The 17,683-nt window shown below is 47.7% G+C and carries 10 protein-coding genes; 3 read left to right on the top strand and 7 right to left on the bottom strand.

What is annotated here, in order from left to right; genetic code table 11:
* Nucleotides 1-21: 21 nt before the first annotated feature.
* Complete coding sequence (locus tag C7R93_RS08620) at nt 22-1,644, bottom strand: family 10 glycosylhydrolase (RefSeq protein ID WP_106838441.1); 1,623 nt, start codon at nt 1,642-1,644, stop codon at nt 22-24.
* Between the two features lie 241 nt (nt 1,645-1,885).
* On the opposite strand from C7R93_RS08620, the gene C7R93_RS08615 reads away from it, so the two are divergent.
* Nucleotides 1,886-2,836 carry a lipase/acyltransferase domain-containing protein gene (locus C7R93_RS08615; protein WP_106838440.1) on the top strand — a complete coding sequence of 317 codons (951 nt, stop codon included), beginning with the start codon at nt 1,886-1,888 and terminating at the stop codon, nt 2,834-2,836.
* Nucleotides 2,837-2,890: 54 nt separating this feature from the next.
* Here the strand turns inward: C7R93_RS08615 and C7R93_RS08610 are convergent, their stop codons facing one another.
* From C7R93_RS08610 to C7R93_RS30235, 6 genes are all read right to left on the bottom strand, one after another.
* Nucleotides 2,891-7,441 (bottom strand): collagen binding domain-containing protein, encoded by a 4,551-nt coding sequence (locus tag C7R93_RS08610; RefSeq protein WP_106838439.1) that lies wholly within the window; start codon nt 7,439-7,441, stop codon nt 2,891-2,893.
* Nucleotides 7,442-7,496: 55 nt separating this feature from the next.
* A complete protein-coding gene (locus C7R93_RS08605; protein WP_106838438.1) occupies nt 7,497-8,114 on the bottom strand; it encodes a class D sortase in 618 nt (205 codons plus the stop codon).
* Nucleotides 8,115-8,641: 527 nt separating this feature from the next.
* Nucleotides 8,642-9,274, bottom strand: a complete 633-nt coding sequence (locus tag C7R93_RS08600) for a LysE family translocator (RefSeq protein ID WP_106838437.1) — start codon at nt 9,272-9,274, stop codon at nt 8,642-8,644.
* 151 nt (nt 9,275-9,425) lie between these two features.
* Complete coding sequence (locus C7R93_RS08595) at nt 9,426-11,189, bottom strand: SH3 domain-containing protein (RefSeq protein WP_106838436.1); 1,764 nt, start codon at nt 11,187-11,189, stop codon at nt 9,426-9,428.
* A 14-nt stretch (nt 11,190-11,203) separates the two neighbouring features.
* Nucleotides 11,204-12,139 carry a hypothetical protein gene (locus C7R93_RS08590; RefSeq protein ID WP_106838435.1) on the bottom strand — a complete coding sequence of 312 codons (936 nt, stop codon included), beginning with the start codon at nt 12,137-12,139 and terminating at the stop codon, nt 11,204-11,206.
* Nucleotides 12,136-12,285, bottom strand: a complete 150-nt coding sequence (locus C7R93_RS30235) for a hypothetical protein (protein WP_007724683.1) — start codon at nt 12,283-12,285, stop codon at nt 12,136-12,138. The genes C7R93_RS08590 and C7R93_RS30235 overlap by 4 nt, the downstream gene beginning before the upstream one ends.
* Nucleotides 12,286-12,480: 195 nt before the next feature.
* Here C7R93_RS30235 and C7R93_RS08585 point away from each other — a divergent pair, with 195 nt between their 5' ends.
* Nucleotides 12,481-14,274 (top strand): vWA domain-containing protein, encoded by a 1,794-nt coding sequence (locus C7R93_RS08585; protein WP_106838434.1) that lies wholly within the window; start codon nt 12,481-12,483, stop codon nt 14,272-14,274.
* Nucleotides 14,275-14,287: 13 nt separating this feature from the next.
* Nucleotides 14,288-17,677: a tubulin-like doman-containing protein gene (locus tag C7R93_RS08580; RefSeq protein ID WP_106838433.1), complete on the top strand. Its 3,390-nt coding sequence runs from the start codon at nt 14,288-14,290 to the stop codon at nt 17,675-17,677.
* The last annotated feature ends 6 nt before the right edge of the window (nt 17,678-17,683 follow it).

The raw sequence follows: 17,683 nt of genomic DNA, 5'->3' as shown, positions 1-17,683 counted from the left end.
TCGGGGGTTACTGTTATTTATCTAGCGGTTGTAATAACTGCTAAGAGCTGGGAGCAGGCCTAACGGATTTTTCCGCAAGTCCTTGGCGCTGAAGAAAATGCTACCCTGAACCTGAGGAACCATCTGGTTGTAGTTCAATTGGTTAATAATCTCTTGGGCACTCTGCCAGCCAGCTTCCGCTGTTCCGAGCTTGTAAGGCGAATGACCGATGTAGAGCTTGACGTTCGTAGCTTGTACTTCGTTTGCCCACCAAGTAACGAGCTTGTCGTATTGGGCAGGAGCGAAGGAAAAGCTCCAATAAATTTGTGGAGTCACATAATCGATCCATCCTTGTTGAATCCATGTGCGCACATCGGCATACATGTGGTCATAGGCAGTAACGCCAGCTTTTGTATCGGAGCCGGTCGGATCGACGTTGCTATTGCGCCATACACCGAATGGACTGATCCCGAACTGTACGTGAGGCTTGACGCTCTTAATGGACTGATTCAATTGTTGAACAAATTGATTGATATTATCCCGACGCCAGTCTGCTTTGGACACGATCTTTTTACTGTTGTAAGCCTTGAATGCTGCATCGTCCGCAAAGGCAACGTTGGAAGGATAGAAATAATCATCCAGATGGACACCATCGATGTCATAGCGCTGTACGACTTCCATTACTTCATTGATAATTTGCTGACGTGCCGCCGGAATACCTGGGTTGATATACAGCTTTTTGTTTGCATTCACAATCCAGTCAGGGTGCTGCTTGATCACATGATTAGCTGGCAACTGGTCTGTTTTCGCGTCCGTAGTAGCACGGAACGGGTTGAACCACGCATGGAATTGCATCCCGCGTCTATGCGTTTCTTCTACCATAAAGGCAAGTGGGTCGTAGCCAGGATCTTTCCCCGGGGTTCCCGCCAAAAATCTCGACCATGGAACGAGTGTAGAAGGATACATAGCATCTCCAGATGGACGCACCTGTACGAAAGCAGCGTTCATTCCCATGGCTTGCAGCTCATCGAGCAGCTGTATGTATTCTTGTTGCTGCTTCGCCGGGTTTCCGTATGAACCGGAAGATGGCCAGTCCAAGTTGTAGACCGTAGAGATCCACACCCCGCGCAATTCTCCATTTGTCACGACAGGTGTGCTTGGTTCCATTCCGCCAGTTTCACTCAATACATCCTGTGGTGGCGGAGTCATGGTAGCGACGTTGCCGCTTTGCAGGCGAATGGTTCTTGTCTTGTCTTCCCAGTTAACCGTAAGGCCCAACTGCTCGGAGACAAATCGCAGCGGAACCATGATTCTTCCTTGTTTGTTCTGAACAGAAGAATCAAGTGGGACGCTGTTGTTGTTCACGAGAGCGTTCTTTTGATTAACCGTCATGGACAACAAAGTATCTTGTTTGCTGATGGTTGCCGTTTGAGACTTTGGCTCCCAATTTACTTCGGCTCCCAGATTTTCACCGATCACTCGCATTGGGACCATCGTTACGTTTGCTTTTGGAATAATGTACGGAGCGACGTCACTTTTGATTTGTTGCCCGTCCAAATAGATGCTGATGCCAGGTGATGTCTGCGCGGCTTGCACGGATATCCCCATCGTTGGAATACATAGTACGAACATTAGCAAAAGCATAAACCACTTGCGTACCTTCATTTTTGCCAATCCTCCGACAAGTTTAGATTTGCTGTAAAACTTTATCCAATACTTAGACGCTTTATTATATCGCTTTGTTACGCTCCAGTGGGAAGATAATTGTAACGATTCGCTTCATTTCGGCAAAAAACGACGACACTCATCGAAGCAAGGGAACCACCCAAGCTGCTCTGGCATAGGCAGAAGCATATGTTGTTTTCCTTCTGGTCATGGGACAAAAGAGAGGGAAAGGAGTGCAAGCATGAGTTCTTTTCTCGCGCAAAAGGCACCGATTGTTTTTGTTCCGGGGCTGTTTGGGTCGATGAGTGATCAAATTATTCCGGGTACTGGTGACTGGGGCTTCGGGTTTGCCCGAACGGCTTACGAGCCATTTATCCGTTTGCTTGGAAAAATGGGTTACGCCCTCAATGAACAATTGTTTGTCGCTTTTTATGATTGGCGAAGGCAGATTGATATTTCAGCTGAGCGCTTTTTGCTGCCTGTTATCGAGCGAGCAAAGCAAACGACAGGTTCTCCTTCTGTCAATCTCATTTGCCATAGCATGGGGGGGCTTGTTGCTAGAGCCTATGTCCAGAGCGAATTTTATCAAAACGATGTGGATCAGCTGCTCATTTTTGCGACTCCCAACGCAGGATCGCCTGTTGCCTACAGCTATTGGGCAGGAGGGAAGCTGCCGCGCTCTGTTTCTGCGAAAAGAAATGTCGTGGAGCTCTACATGAATGTATATCTGGCGTATTTGGAGCAAAGCATCCCTTTTCAACGTATACAAGCTATTCACAGACACTTTCCCAGCATCCTTGACCTTACCCCGTCAGCAGCTTATGGCGATTATTTGCTGGAGAAAAAACAGGGGGTAGATACATTCGTACCTTATGAAAAGATGGTTGTGAAAAATCAATACATGGACTACCTGAACGCAACGATGGGGATTATCGCAGCCCGCAATATTCGCGTCACGCTGGTAGCTGGCATCGGACACGAAACGATTCACTACCTGCGAACGGTGCCCTCGCTGTCTCCAAATAAATGGGTCGATGGAAGAGTAGTGGGCTCGATCAATAGTGACGCTGGGGATGGGAATGTCATGGCAAATAGTGTATTTGCGCTGGAAGGTGAGCGTTATTACGTCGAGGCGACTCATCTGGAAATTTTATATAAAAGTGAACCGCTTCTCCGGCAATTGCTAGAGTAGGGGAAAAAAGAGGACCAAGCCGGGAAGATCCCTGGACTTGGTCCTTTAGATGAGCTACGCTTTCTTGTTTTTGCGGTACATGATCGAAATGCCGATCAAGATCGAAAGGATACCTGCAACGATAGGGATAGGGTTAGCCTGTTCTCCGGTCTGTGGCAATACTTTGCCTGTAGCTGGAGATTCGTTGTTGGTTTCCAAGACGTTGGAGTTGTTGGCAGCTCCCGAATCGTTCGGTTTGCTCGTTTCTCCTGTTTGATTCAACTCCCCGGAAGTGTTGGGGTTCGTAGTGTTGTTGTCTGTATCAGGAGTGCTAGGCTGGTCTGGGTTGCTCGGTTGATCCGGGTTGCCAGGTTGGTCCGGGTTGCCAGGTTGGTCTGGGTTGCCAGGTTGGTCTTGGTTGTCAGGTTGGTCTGGGTTACCAGGTTGGTCCGGGTTGCCGGGTTGATCCGGTTTGCCAGGTTTATCTGGTTTATCTGGTTTATCTGGTTTATCTGGTTTATCCGGTTTGTCTGGCTTTTCCGGCTTAGGCTCTGGCTTAGGCTCTGGCTTAGGCTCTGGCTTCGGTTCTGGCTTCGGTTCTGGCTTCGGTTCAGGTTTTGGTTCAGGTTTAGGCTCAGGATTTCCGCCTCCACCGCCTCCACCGGAGGTCACGTCATTTTCGACAGTCACCATTACATGGTCGCCAGCTACTTGGTTTCTTTTAATCTCGAACTCGATTGGCTTGCTTTTGTTTACATAACCAGCAGGTGCCTTTGTCTCGATAAACTCATACTTGCCTGGATTCAGGCCTTCGACAATCAGCTCACCGTTGCCATCCGTGGTCAGCTTTGTAAGCTCCTGACCGTTCATGTCTTTGGCAACCTGACCATTTTCATCACGGAGCGTAAATTCAGCTCCTTTGAGCTTATGATTTGGGTATCCCGTTCTCACCTTGGTCAGTTTCACAGAGCCTGGGATCAATCTGTTGGTTAACGTGAGAGAGGCCGTGCCCTCATCCGTTACTTCGAATTTCAGTGGTTCAGCGAGCTCATAATCAGCAAGAGCTTTTGTTTCAACGAGCTGGTAGAATCCTGCCTTCAGGTTTTCGAGGAGCAGGATACCGTCCTTATCCGTTGTGAGTCCACTTTGCAGTACTTTCCCGTCAGCATCTTGAAGCTCAAAGGTCACGCCAGGCAGTGGCTCTTTGGTGTAGTGGTCCACTTTCAGCAATTGAACGGACCCGATATTTTTGGCGTTCTTTTTCGTAAGGGTCACAATTTCTGTCTGGTTGGCGGCGATTTTGAATGAAAGGGGAGTCGCATCCAGTTTGTATCCCTTCGGAGCTTTTGTTTCGACTAGCTGATAGTTTCCTTCTGGTAGATCGCCTTTGGAGACTTTTCCGTCTGAGCCGGTTGTCAGCTCGGCAATCGTTTCGAACGCTCCGCCATTTTCAAACTGTAGCTGGAAGACAGCGCCTTCGAGCTTTTTGTCGACATTCTCCGCGTCAACTTTGGTTAACTCAAATCCTTGACGGAGGAGCTTGTTGTCGATGGTCATTTCGATTGTGACTGGAACACCGGGGGCAGTACCCGCAGGAGCTTTTAACGTAATGTCCTTTCCGTTTCTGTACTCGTCTGCGATGACGTAGCCAACAGGAGCGGATAGTTCTTTTAACTTGTACGTTTTAAATTTGTAGCCTTTGAAGGTGGCAGTGCCATTTTCATCGGTTACGACTGTTTCCAGCAAGGTTTTCCCTGACTTGTCGTACAGACCGAATGTGGCGCCTGCCAATGCTTTTTTCGTATCTGCATCTGTCTTGACGATTTTCAAGTCGCCTTTACCAGGGGTGTTGGCTCCGCCACCAGCACCGGACAAGCTGACCTTGACACCTTCTTGTCCGTCTTTACCTGTACCTACAACTGTTTTCCCTGCAAAAGAGACTTCGTTTTTGATGGTCTCTCCATGATCGGCATTGATAAAGGAACGGTATTCCAGGATGTAGGCAGTGTGCAGATCATTTTTGAAAGTCAGCTTAAAGCTGTTGCCGACTACTTCTAATGTGTAGTCCTCAGATGCCACTTCTTTTCCGGTAGCCAGAGCACCGGATTCAGAGACGGTTGTCGTAAAGAGTTTGAAAGAGTCTTTCATCAGAAGTTGATTGCTGGACAGCGTATCGGTCAAAACAGCACCTGCTGAAATATGAGACTGGCTAGGATTGATTTTTACTGTCCATGTTGCATATTCCGATTCTGCTCCTGTGCCTTGTACGCCTGTTTTGATGACGTATTTCCCACCGTATGTCGGCTTAACAGTTGTCTGGCCTTTATAAAGTGGTGTGCCTGTTATGTCGCTATCGTGCAGGGTCGCATTGTTTTGGTACACTTCCCCGACAGGCAGATTGGCCAAGCTGGTTTTGTACGTGATGCGATAGGCGGAGTCAATGGGACCGAGATGAAGCTCGAAGCCGTTGGCCAGTTCGTCAAATTTGGTGGCGACAACTGGACCCTCGACCACTTTCACACCATCTGCTCCACCTGTGAGCAGCAACTTATGCACGGTTAACGAGTCTTTTACAAAGGTTTGTTCCCCGGTATAAAAATCCCGGATGATCGCGTTGTTAATCTTGTGAAGGTTATAGTTCACATCGATTGTCCACGTGATTTCTTTTGTCCGGGCGTCGTATGTACCCGTTTTGTTGCCGTTGTTGTTGGTGTAATTGTCTGGTTTAACGGTAGCGGATTTCGTGATGGGGTCTTGTGCTTTCCCGTTTTCCTTCCAGTTCAGTTCAGCCTTGTTTTGGTACGCGGATGGACGGTCCTTAGAAGTGGGATCGAACTTCGTCAGGTACGTAATCACAAGACCTTTTGTGACTGGTTTGTGGAAGGTGATCGTGAATCCTTCTTCGTATGTTCGGTTCGGAGAGATGCTGTAGTCTTTGTCAGCACCTTCTTCCAAATCCTTTGTCCAATCGTTGATTTTTACTTTGTCAGGAAGAAGAGTCAGCCCTTGGCCCGCATAACTGTCGGTAATGACGACTTCATCCATCACCTGATTGTCATCGTTTAGACTAAGCGTCCATTCGATCGTTTTATCCAGGTAGTTCACTTTTTCTTTTTTGGCGTTTTTCCAGAAGATTGCTTGATTGATCTCTCTGGATGCATCTTTTTTGGTTCCATCATAGATCTCTACTTCATTTTTCACGAGGTAGCTGTCTTGGTGGACACGATTTTTGGCTTTGGTTTGATAGGTGATTTCGTAAGCCGCCGATACGTCATTGTCAAACTGCAAACGAAAGCCAGTAGCCGATGGGGTTACGTTGTACTCTGTGATGGCTGCCCCGTCTTTGGTTCCGTTTCCGTTGTCGCCGATGGTCATTTTATGAACGGTAAAGGAACTGTTCACGAGCTCTTGATGACTCGTATCGAATCGATCCTCTAGCCACGCATCGCTTTGCTTGATCACTTTTTCATTGTAGTTGTACTGAATAGCCCAGGTGATCGTTTGGGTGTTGTAATCATAGTCAATCGCCTTTTTGTTCAAAGGCTGGCTGAATCGGACAGAGACATTCGCCGAATCGATTAAATCCTTTGGAAGATTCGTTCCTGTGACAGTGGCTTTATTCGTGTAGGTTGTATCTGTCGTACCGGTGACGTTGGTCTTGTACGTCACGCGATAAGCACCTTCAATGTCGCCGAAGTTTATTTTGAACCCATTTCCTTCTGTCAATTTCTCAGGAGTGAACGTGGTTACTTCACCCTTGGTATTTACAGAGCCATTCAAAAGAACTTCTAACGGATACACTTTGATGCAGCTCATATCCAATTCGAGACCGCTTGGAAGCTCATCCGTAAAGACAGCGCCTTTAAGCGGATTTTCACTTAGGTTAAAATCGACGGTCCAATCGAGATGGCTAGGGTTCATGCCCTTGTTTGCTTTTCCGTTTTTGTCGATTTCATTGTTGTTTTTGCCTTTGAAATGGACAGAGATTGGGGCGACGCCATCGAATTTGAAATCGATCTCTTGTCGCGTGCCACCCTCAAACTTTTTCTCATCGAATTCCCGCCACACAAAGAACGTTCCGTCATTAATCTCTGCGCCGTCATTGATGGCATCACTGAAAGTAAAGGTGACAGTTCCGTCTATTGTCACTTCATAGGTGCCGTAGCCTCCGTCCAGATCTCCGGTCAAATTGCGATCGGTCCTAAACTTGTCTGGGAGCGGGAAGGTAAAGGTGGCACCTTCTGTGTAAGGATGTCCGGCAGTGATTTTCCAGGTGAAATCAACTTGAACACGCGAGCCTTGATCGGGGCGGATGTCTTCAATGTTGTTTCCGTCCTTGTCCTTCATCACTACGCTGGTGATGATGCTATCCTTGATGATATTGGCGTCAGGGTCAGGTTCTGGGAGAGGGACGGGAACAGGTTCAGGTACTGGTACAGGAGTCCCTGTGCCCGGATCGGTAGGAGTTCCAGTGCCCGGATCGGTAGGATCGCCTGTACCCGGTTCCCCGCTATTGTTAATGACAACCGGACCTTGTGTTTGGGCATACGAGGTTGTCGTGAAACCGAAAAAGTTTTGGATGATGAGCAAAAGTGCCACCGCAGCGATCCAAGATTTCCTTTGCATATGCTCCTCCTGTCATTAATAAAAGCTAGCTCATTTCGTCTTTCAGCAGGAAGTGTTAGGGCTGAGATGAAGTTGTTTGTTTCCATTCAGCTTGAATGATCAATCTGTCCTTCGGATCTTTTGCTCCAACAGGGGTGCATGTGACCAAGGTGATCAACGGCTTCTTTTGATCCTCTAGAACTTCTACTTGTGTACGATCTACGACAAAGGTTTTAACGACAACGAATTGGTAGGTTGCCGTTTTCGTCTTGATCTCAATCTCATCGTTGGGTGCTAGCTCGTCCAAGCGATTGAATTGCTTGCCGTGAGTAATCCCGCGATGACCTGCCAGTCCAACATTGTTCACACCGAATTCCTTGTCTGGCTCGATCAGGCCAACACCTTTACTCAAGGCATGCTTGTCTGCGCCTTCAAAAATCATCATTTCCAGATCAATTTTGGGAATCCGAATCACGCCTCTGGCACCTTCCAACATAGCGAGCGGTTCTTGTATCTGAGGAGCTGGTCGATCCTCTGATGCAGCCGTTTCTATTTGCTCGCTAACGTTGCTCAGTTGTTCGAACGCTTCGATGAGCTGTTCTTGCTTTTGTGCAGATACCGCCGTTTCCCATTGAGGATAGAAAAGGAGGAACAAGCCTGCCAGAATAAACCCAGCACTTAACAGCACTCGCACATTCTTCAACTCCCTTTTTGCACCGTTAACTCAATTCATCTTTCCTTCCTTGTTTTTTAGTTATACTAAACTTTTTCATTAAGGGCATTCTTCAGTGTACAAATCTTGCTAGTCGCGAACAACAGATTCACCTACTGTTCCAATTGTGAAAAAATGCCTAGAAGCATCATAAACTTTCGACCTAAACAATTTCTGAACATGAAAAAAGCCAAGTGGCAGAAATGCCCTTCTTGGCTTTTTGAGTTAGTATGTTTAATACTTCTAGTATCCGAGCATTGGTTCAAACCTTATCTTATCAAGCTGAAAATACTATAGCGCGGCTCGTCAAAGGTAGTTGTTGGCTCATTCCCTTGAGAAAGGACCTTTGACCGTTGAGGAGGTTAGGTAGTCATTCTTTGACTCTTACAGTTCTGAGCCAATAGCCCTAGCGGGTTGGCTATTTGTACAGGGGCAGGGATGCTGGAACATCCTTGTCCCTTTTTATTATACGATGCTGTTACGTCCAGTTCCCTTCTATATCTCAGCTTTTAAGGATTCGCTTTCGCCCGCAACAGATTCAACCCCATCCCGATAAACACAATCCCCGTCAGCTTGTTGAGAATGACAGAGAACTTCTGATTATTGCGCAATTTTTGCGTAGCGAAGGAAGCAAACAGGGCGAGGAGACTGCACCAGATGCCACCCGTAACGGTAAAAGTAAGGCCAAGAATGAGGAAAGGGAGTGGTCCGGCTTCCGTCGTGCTAACAAATTGCGGGAGGAAGGCGATGAAAAACAGGGCGACCTTTGGATTCGTTACACTTGTCAGGATTGCTTGCAGATAGATCTTTTCACCCTTCAGCTTCTTGGAATCGGCTGTATCAAAAGCTGGTGATTCCTTCGTCATGAGCATGCGAATGCCCAAATAGACGAGATAGGCGACCCCCAATATTTTGACGATATTAAAAAGCACGATGGATTGAGCCAAAATGAGGGACAAACCAAAAGCAGCTAGGAGCGTGTGAATGAGGGAGCCTGTCAGAATACCGAGAACCGAAAGAATACCTGCCTGTTTTCCTTGCGAAATGCTGCGGGTGATGATGTACATCGTGTCTGAACCGGGTATCAGGTTCAACATGATCGCGGTCATCAGAAATGCTTCATAATGAACGATTCCAAACATCTCTTCTCACTCCTTGTCTATCTATAAAATAAAAATAGATTATAGAATAATCTGACACATAGTGCAATGTGGAAAAATAGGGAAAAGCTCCTGACGCAGATCAAAGAAAGCGTGCATGATCGCGAGGGGAGCTCCTAATTCAGCAGACTGATTATGGCGTTGATTCGGTAGCGCGTATCCAGCCTTCTTTTCCATCAAACACAATCTGGTACCAGCCATTCAGATCTGCGATGACTTGAATGGAGCCATCTGCCACCACTTGACCGATCCGATCGTAGTTTTCACCGGGCCCTGCAAAAACATCGATTTTTTGAGGGGCAGGGGAGATCTGATCCGTCGCTTCTGTCGACCCGTCAGCAGGGGAAGTCGCTTCTCCTGACTCAGTTCCCTCGGTTGTTTCTTCGGAACTCTTTTCCAAGTCAGCCAGCTTTTCTATGTAATCCAGGCCATTATCCTCGAGCTTGAACAGAGCGATTTCGTTTTCCCCTTTGCCTACCGCATTTTTCATGATCACATGCTCGGAGTCTTCTACGCTGAGTTCATCAGCCTCGAACGAAAAGCGCTTATCGAGAGTCTCTTTTGTCAAATTCGGAGAGAGGGCAGTGTAGGCGTTAGTCCGCTCCTTGCCGGATGCACTCACGATAATGATAGGCTTTTCTTTACTTCCAAGAGTATCGTCGATCTTAGCCTTTGCCGATTTCATGTCCACATCGAGTGACTGATCCAGATAGAGAAGCGAGTCATTTGGCATTTTCGCCGCGAAGTAAAGACGTTGATCTGCCTCAGAGAGTCCAAATGCGTAAAGCTTTGCTCCCCAGCGATCTGTGCCGGAGAGCATTTCGGTGAACGTTCTGTCTGGATATCTCAATTGCAATAAGCGTGCTGGATCGTATTCCAACCAGAGTTTTTCCAGATCGGACAGGAGTGTAGCCGTATCCTGGAGCGGATTCAACTGTTCGTACAATTCACGCGCTTTGGTGAACTCAAACGACTTGATGTATTGTTCTGCCTGCTTGAGCTTGCCTTCCAGATAGCGGGTGATTGAATCGAGGACAGGTGAGTCACTAGACAGGACATCCTCGATTTTTCGATAGGCGGCTGCCATATCAACGAAGGCACTCAAATCCTTCGAACGAATGACTTCCTTGATTTCGGCTAGCGCATACTTTTCCAACTGACCCACTAACCAGTCTGTGTCGATACCCAGTTTTTCGTAATGGCGCAAGCTGGTAGCCGTTTTGGTGATGACTTCCTCAAAAGAAGCCGAAGCGATCAATTTCCGCAGCTTCGTCTTTTCATAGTCCTGGAACAAGGCCGTGAGCTCAGCCTTCTTTTTCTCTTTGCCGCCGTAGTATTCATCTGGAATGGCAAGGAGTGTTTCGATGAAAGATTCGTCCTGATAGTTTTCCTTTTCGAGATTCGATTGTGCCTGCGACTTGGCTGTTTGCAAGGCGTTCAAGTAATAATCGGAAAAGCTCTTATCCATACCCAAATGAGCGGACAATTGCTGGAAAAACATCGCCGGGACGTTCTTTTGATTCTGGTATTGCTGTTTGACAGCTTGGTATTGTTCATAGACTGCACCGATTTCTGCGACCTTTTTCTCCGAGATGGCAGAGCGCGATTGCTGGTGAAGCCCTTCCAAATCAGTGCGGATAGAAGTCAGTTGGAACATGATGGAATTCCACTCGTCATCTCCGTAAGAAAGGACAGCCATATCATGCGCACGAGAAAAGGTTTCCTCGGCTTGCAGCAGGTTCTTTTGTTCATAAAACGCCTTTGCCTGCTTGTACAGCGTAATCTGCTTGTACCCAAATCCGAGCTTGAACAGAACGGCGATCAAACCAAGGGCAAAGAGTCCAAGAAAAATATTACGGACCCAGAGGGACCTATGATAGGGAGAAATAGGCAGCATAAAAGGCTCCTCCTTCACAGTATGCCTTTGAAATCCGGGTCAAACGCGTAATGCGTATCCACCCTGTTTTTGGTAGAATGATATAGTTGTTCCCAACCTTCATCTTTATGGGTTTGTACCATTTTTGCCAATCGCAGAAGGCGCTCGCGGGGCAAAAAATCGATAAATTCGATAATCAGATCCTGATATTCATCTACATAAGACTTCATGCGGAGCGCCGCACCTGCCACTTGACCGATCAGCTGATCCCCGTTTTCTAGCAACAATATTTGATTTTTATATCGTCTGACATACTGGAGCACAGATTTTTTGACGAGCGAAGGCTGGACCTTGATGACTTCGCGCACATATTCCATGAAGTCCTTGTCGTACATAGACGGGATGAGCGTTTCGAGCTCCAGTTCCATGTCTTTGCGCAGGACGTAATGATTGAGGAACATGATCTTGCGAATCTTGATCGTATCGGAATCGATGAAATGCCCGAGCTCTCTTGTTTTTTCATAAGCTTCCTTGAGATGTCCTTCTTTGACGTCGTTGCCCACTTCCTCCAAATGACGGAGGAGTGACTTCTTGAGCGTCTCCTGTTCCCTCGTTAAAAAGTGTTGAAATTGTACGTCTCTTTCATAGGAGCCGTATTTTTTCTGCATCACGAAAAACAGGACGAACAACACACAGCCAATACCTCCTGCGAGAGCTAATTGCAAAAGGGTATCCGCAGAAAGGACAGCAAGACAGACGAACAAGCCCAAGAGCAAAAAGCGTGTCTGTACATAGCGGCGCGTCACCGCATGGGAAGCCTGGCGGATCGGTGTGTAGGTTCTCCCACAGGTCTCACAATGCGTCTCCCATAAGACATGGTACGTATGGCATCGCGTGCAGGCTTGAATTCTTTCATACGTATGAGTGGTTTTACGGGTTTTTCGAAATTGGACGCCGATTCGTTTTCTCATGGTGAATCCCTCTTCTCATTCAGTAAGGCATGAAGATGCTGATCGATTTCGGCGTTGGAGAGATTGCGCCGTTTTAGTCGCAGCAGCTTGAGGAATCGGACCGCCAACAGCAAAAAAGCCGCAAACAACAGAAAGTAAGTTAACATAAAATTTCTCCTAACGAAGTTGTCGAAATCTGTAACAAAGAATCATGTCGTATCGTATTACGAGTAAGGGGCAATCATTCTAGTACTTTTCTATCATCTGTCTTCTATATCTTGAATCTAGTGGTAATAGTGTCATAGTCTTACTTTCTTTGCAACACTTCTAAATTCTTCCTTAATAATGGAAAAGGAGCACTTATGAAAATAATACGATTCCGAATGTTATGTCGATACGTAGTATGTCTCGCCCTGCTCTTGGTCAGTGTCTTCTCCGTCACTCACCCGGGCTTTGCGCAAACGAGCGGAAACAATATGGACGCGGTACTGGTCGTGGACGTCAGCAATTCCATGACTAAAAGCGACAAGAACAAAGTCAGCAACGAAGCGATGAAAATGTTCGTCGACATGACGTCGATCCAAGCGAACAAAATCGGTGTAGTTGCCTATACCGACAAGATCGAGCGGGAAAAAGCACTGCTTGAGATCAATTCCGAAGAAGACAAGAACGATATCAAAGCCTTCATCGATAGCCTGCAAAAAGGAGCCTACACGGATATCTCCGTCGGGGTAACCGAAGCCGTAAAAATTCTCGATGCGGGACGTAATCCAAACAATGCACCGATCATCGTGCTGTTGGCAGACGGTAACAACTATTTGAACAAAGCATCAAGCCGTACCCAAGCACAGTCTGATCAAGAGCTGCAGCAAGCAGTAAAAGAGGCCAAAGACAAAGGTTATCCGATTTACACGATTGGCTTGAACGCAGACGGTCAGCTTAACCGCACGGCCCTGCAACAGATTGCCACAGAGACAAATGGTAAGTTTTTTGAAACAAGCACAGCGGACAAGCTCCCGCAAATCTTGAGCGAGATCTTTGCGAATCACCTGAAGCTGAAGGTTGTCCCGGTTAAGAGCTTCGTCGCAAACGGTCAGGCTCAGGAAATTCCGATCCCAATCCCGAACGGCAGTGTCATGGAAGCCAACATCTCGATCATGTCGCAAAAACCGGTGGAAGTGAAGCTGTATGACCCAGCAGGAAAGGAAGTACAAGTTCCTTCGAATCAGGTCAGATTATCGAAGTCCAATGCGTACACCATGATCAAGCTGGTCAAGCCACAGCAAGGGGATTGGAAGCTACAGGTAAAGGGTGTCCCGAAGGAAAAGATCGATATTAACCTCATCTTCAACTACGACTTGCAATTGGAGATGGAGCCAGTCACAGCCAAGAGCTTCAAGGCTGGGGATGTCGTACCGATCAAAGCTGGACTTGTTTCAAATGGACAAAAGGTAGCGAGTCCTGATCTGTACAAGCAGATGAAGGCGACACTGATCGTCAATGACCAGACAGACAAGAAGACAAATGAGGTCGTCCTGAAAAACACTGGCAGCGGGTTCGAGGGCAGCTTCACGATCCCGGCTGACCATACGTACGAGATAAAAATCAAGGCAGAAGACACCAGCTTTTACCGGGAGACAAAGCCACTCCTTGTAGATGCTTCGAAAACGGCAGGTTCTGGAGCGAACAAGCCGACGACAACCACTGATCCTGCGGCAGAATCGAAACCATTTCCATGGTTGACCGTAGTAGGAGGTAGCGTAGTTCTCATCCTGGTGATCGTGGCAGGCTTGTACGCACTGTCGATCTATCGCAAGGCGAACAAGGGCTTCGCGGGCCAAATCGCCATCGAGATCGTGGATGAGGATACAGGCGAGAAGTCCAATCCGCAGTACAAGAAACTGAATGCGTTCAAAGGAAAAGTAAAGCTGCACCAGCTCTTGCAGCTCGCCCCTGAGTTTGCGGAGACAGAGAAAGTCATCTTACTACCAGGGAAAAACGATACGCTGATCATCGAAAACCGTTCGAGCTGCCGCATTGAAAAAGCCGGACGTGTACTCGATGCCAGCAAAGGCAAAGAGTTGAAGAAAAACGATCGTATCAAAATTTCGTTAACAAATGTGAACAAGTCCTTATATGTAGATTACATCGTCTAGGAGTGAGTCGATTATGAAAGCAGTTGTGAGAGAACACATTCAACAATTGGACGTATCCCTCGGCGGAGGAATCGTCAGTGACAAGATTCGTGTAGATACCATTGATAACCCGATGCTTGTCATCGGTCTTGGCGGTACAGGTATTGATGCGCTGTTGCGCCTGAAATACCAAGTGAACAGACGCTTTAAGCTGCCTGTAGACCAGCTTTCCAAGAAACGCAAAGAGAAGCCGGACAATATTGAATTCATCGCATTTGAAACGAATGAGCATGACCGCAACAAAAAGTACAAGGGCATCGGGCTCGATCCGGTGACGGAGTTTGTCCTTCTGTCCAATCCTGAGATCGGCGGTGTGTTGCAGAATCGCAGTATTCTGGAGCCGTACATCACCGACTGGCTCTCACCAGAGCTGACGATTACGGACGGAATCAGCGGAGCGTCGGGTGTGCGCCAGGCAGGTCGACTTCTTCTCTTTACGAAAATTACGCAAGTCGTACAAACGATTGAGAAAAAGGTCAAGATGCTGTGCGAGGGCACGAACAAAAAGCTGACCGTATTCCTTTTGAGTGGTTTGTCCGGGGGAACGGGGAGTGGTTGCTTCCTTGACATCGCCTATATCGTACGCGGCATTTTGGAGCGCGACTTCGGCAGTGCGGGGGTAGACAAGGTGAATACGCTGGGCTACCTGTTCACGCCTGACGTCAACCTGTCGAATAAGAGCCTTAGCTCGCACACACGCGACTACATCATGAAAAACGGTTACGCCGCACTAAAAGAGCTAGACTACTGGATGAATGCGGATGAGCGCAATGAGCGTTTCCGCCAGCAATACGGCAACGTGCTCACCGTCCAATCGCCAATGCCGCCTTTCAACTTGTGCCATTTGATTTCTGCGACCAATCTCGAAGGCAAAGCATTGGAAAACGCCTACGATTACTGCATGAACGTAACCGCGGAGAACATTACGAACTTCATGGCGAGCGAAGAAAAGCGCTCGGGTGAAGAGTTTGCGATCCACGACTATATCAGCAACATCCGTACGAACATCAACCAGATGCCAAAACCGTACGCAGCCAACTATCAATACAACGTCATCGGTGCCTCCTCTGCTGTCTTGCCGATCGAAGAGATGACAACGTACTTGGCCTATCGCTTGTTTAAAAAGATGGAAAAAATGTTCACAGTTGCGCCAACGCAAGAAGATGCGGAGAAATTCGCCCGCAAGCTGGGAATCGACATCGACTCAATTGCGCGCAAGTTCGAGGAGCGCGTTCCTGAGCCGTTGCCAGGCTATGAAAATAGCGAGCGACTGAACTACAGCAACGTTATTACTCAGCAAGTCGTAAGCATCGACCACGAGCTGGAGCAAGGCTATCTCGCCAAAGCGCGTGAAGCGTACATCAAGTCCAAAAAGCAGATGCCAGGCGACATGATCTCTGTTTTTGGCGAAATGATCACGCGAGTATTCCTGCACGCGCAGCAAGGACCATTCTATGCGTCTCGTATGATTCAATCGGACAAAGGCTATTGCCTGATGAAAATGATCCTCTCCTACATAGAGAGCCTCAAGGCGAAGTTGGAGAGTTACCCGCGCGAGATCGAGGGCGCGAGAGAGAACGCGAATGAAAAGCTGGGCGATGCCCGCAGTGCATTCATCTCCAAGGAGAAGAAGAAAAACAGCTATATCGAAGCGAAGATCAACGAATACCAGCTCCTGGCTGATCAGGAAAAGCTGGAGCAAATGATCGAATTCTACGAAGAGCTGCACCGTTTGCTGAATGCAGAAAACAACCGCATTTATAACGTGTTTACTGAAATTTTGAACGCACTCAACCAAATTTTCGAGCAAAACGGCGACATCCTGATCAACGGCGGCGAAGAGAGCGACCGCACTGGCAACAAGACGTACTACTGGAATATCGTCAGCGTGCCGGATATCTCCAAAGTAGTCAGCAGCATCCTGGAGCAAAGAGATGCGGATGACCTGATCCGTGATTTCACCAGCGAGCTGCTGCGACACTCCGATCAGTGGGTCAAAGAGCAGGAGCTGGATATCGTCAGCTCGATTTCCGAATTCCTCTCGGAGAAGTTCGGTGAGCTGATCACCAAGTCGATGGAAGAGTTCCTCATGATCAAATACGGTCAGGACGAGACATTGGATCGCATCGTAGAGCGCAAGATCGCGAGCAAGCTGGATGAAGAGGCAATTCCGGTCTTCCATTTAAGCAACAATCTCGGCAATATGCACTTCCCTTCTTGGGGTTTTGTATCCGTGCCACTGAAAGCACCATCGATTTTGAAGGGGATTAAAAACTATCAAGATACCGCCATTAGCGGCTCGCGTTTTACCGTCAAAGAAAGCGAAGTCAAAAACCGCATCTTCTGGCTGAATACGAAAAACGGTGTTCCGCTGTTCGCTTACACACCACTGAAGGTCTACGAGGAAAGCTACGAACGTACCATTCTGGATAGAGAGGGTATTGGACGCCACCTCGTTCAAACCGAGAAGAACAACTGGGCGTACCTCCCATCTCCAATTCCAGAAAAATCATGGGGAGATACGTACCAAAACGGGCGGATCAAAACGTACAACGCCAAAATACGTGAACTGTTTGACCGTGCGGTGCGCTACGGAGTCATCCGCGAAAAAGGCAGCGACAGCAAGACGAGCAACCGCTATGAAAGCATCGTGACGAAGTCCTTCTCCATGGCTGCTTTCTTAGCCAAGCACCAAGCGCAAGGAGACGCGACCAAGCTGAGCCCTGGCGAGATCAAGCGTGCATTGGTAGAGCTCAAAGGCTTCATGAGAGATGGTCTGGAGCAAGAATCAACACGGGATGTTTTCGGCAGTATCAATGAAGAGATGGCAAAAGAAAACCTGATTCGCTATCCAGAGCAGATTCGCTTGATCGAACAAGAAGTGCGTAAATACGAAGAAATCGAGGCCAAAATCCAGGAGCTGGAGCAAATAGTCAACGCCATCCAGGGCGAAGAAGAGCTGGTGACCCGTTTCATTGAAGCACTCTATACCGGTACGATCTGCAAGCGTGGCGCATTGTACGTCTATGACAAGGATGAGGAAGAAGAGGCATGGGAGCCATTTATCAACCTGATGAAGGTGAACAAGCACGTTGAATTCGCCATCTATGAAAAATTCCGCGCATTGGATCACAAGAGCATGGCAACGATCCAGCGCAAGACAGGAAAACGCAGCGACGCGATGACTTCTGCAGAGGATACACAACAACTGGTGGCAAAACTTGACGAGATCGGAGCGGTATTCCAAGAAACGAAAAACGATCTGGAATACGATCGCGACGAATACGTGAATGGTGAAGAAATGTACCAGTTCTACAAGAAGGTTTGGTCAAAAGTAAATGATATGCGCAAGACGCTGCAATAAACAGTC

The sequence above is a fragment of the Brevibacillus fortis genome (assembly GCF_003013395.1).
In the GTDB taxonomy this organism is placed as follows: domain Bacteria; phylum Bacillota; class Bacilli; order Brevibacillales; family Brevibacillaceae; genus Brevibacillus; species Brevibacillus fortis.
Note: the sequence above shows the minus strand (reverse complement) of the source record. Positions and strands in the feature narration are given on the sequence as shown.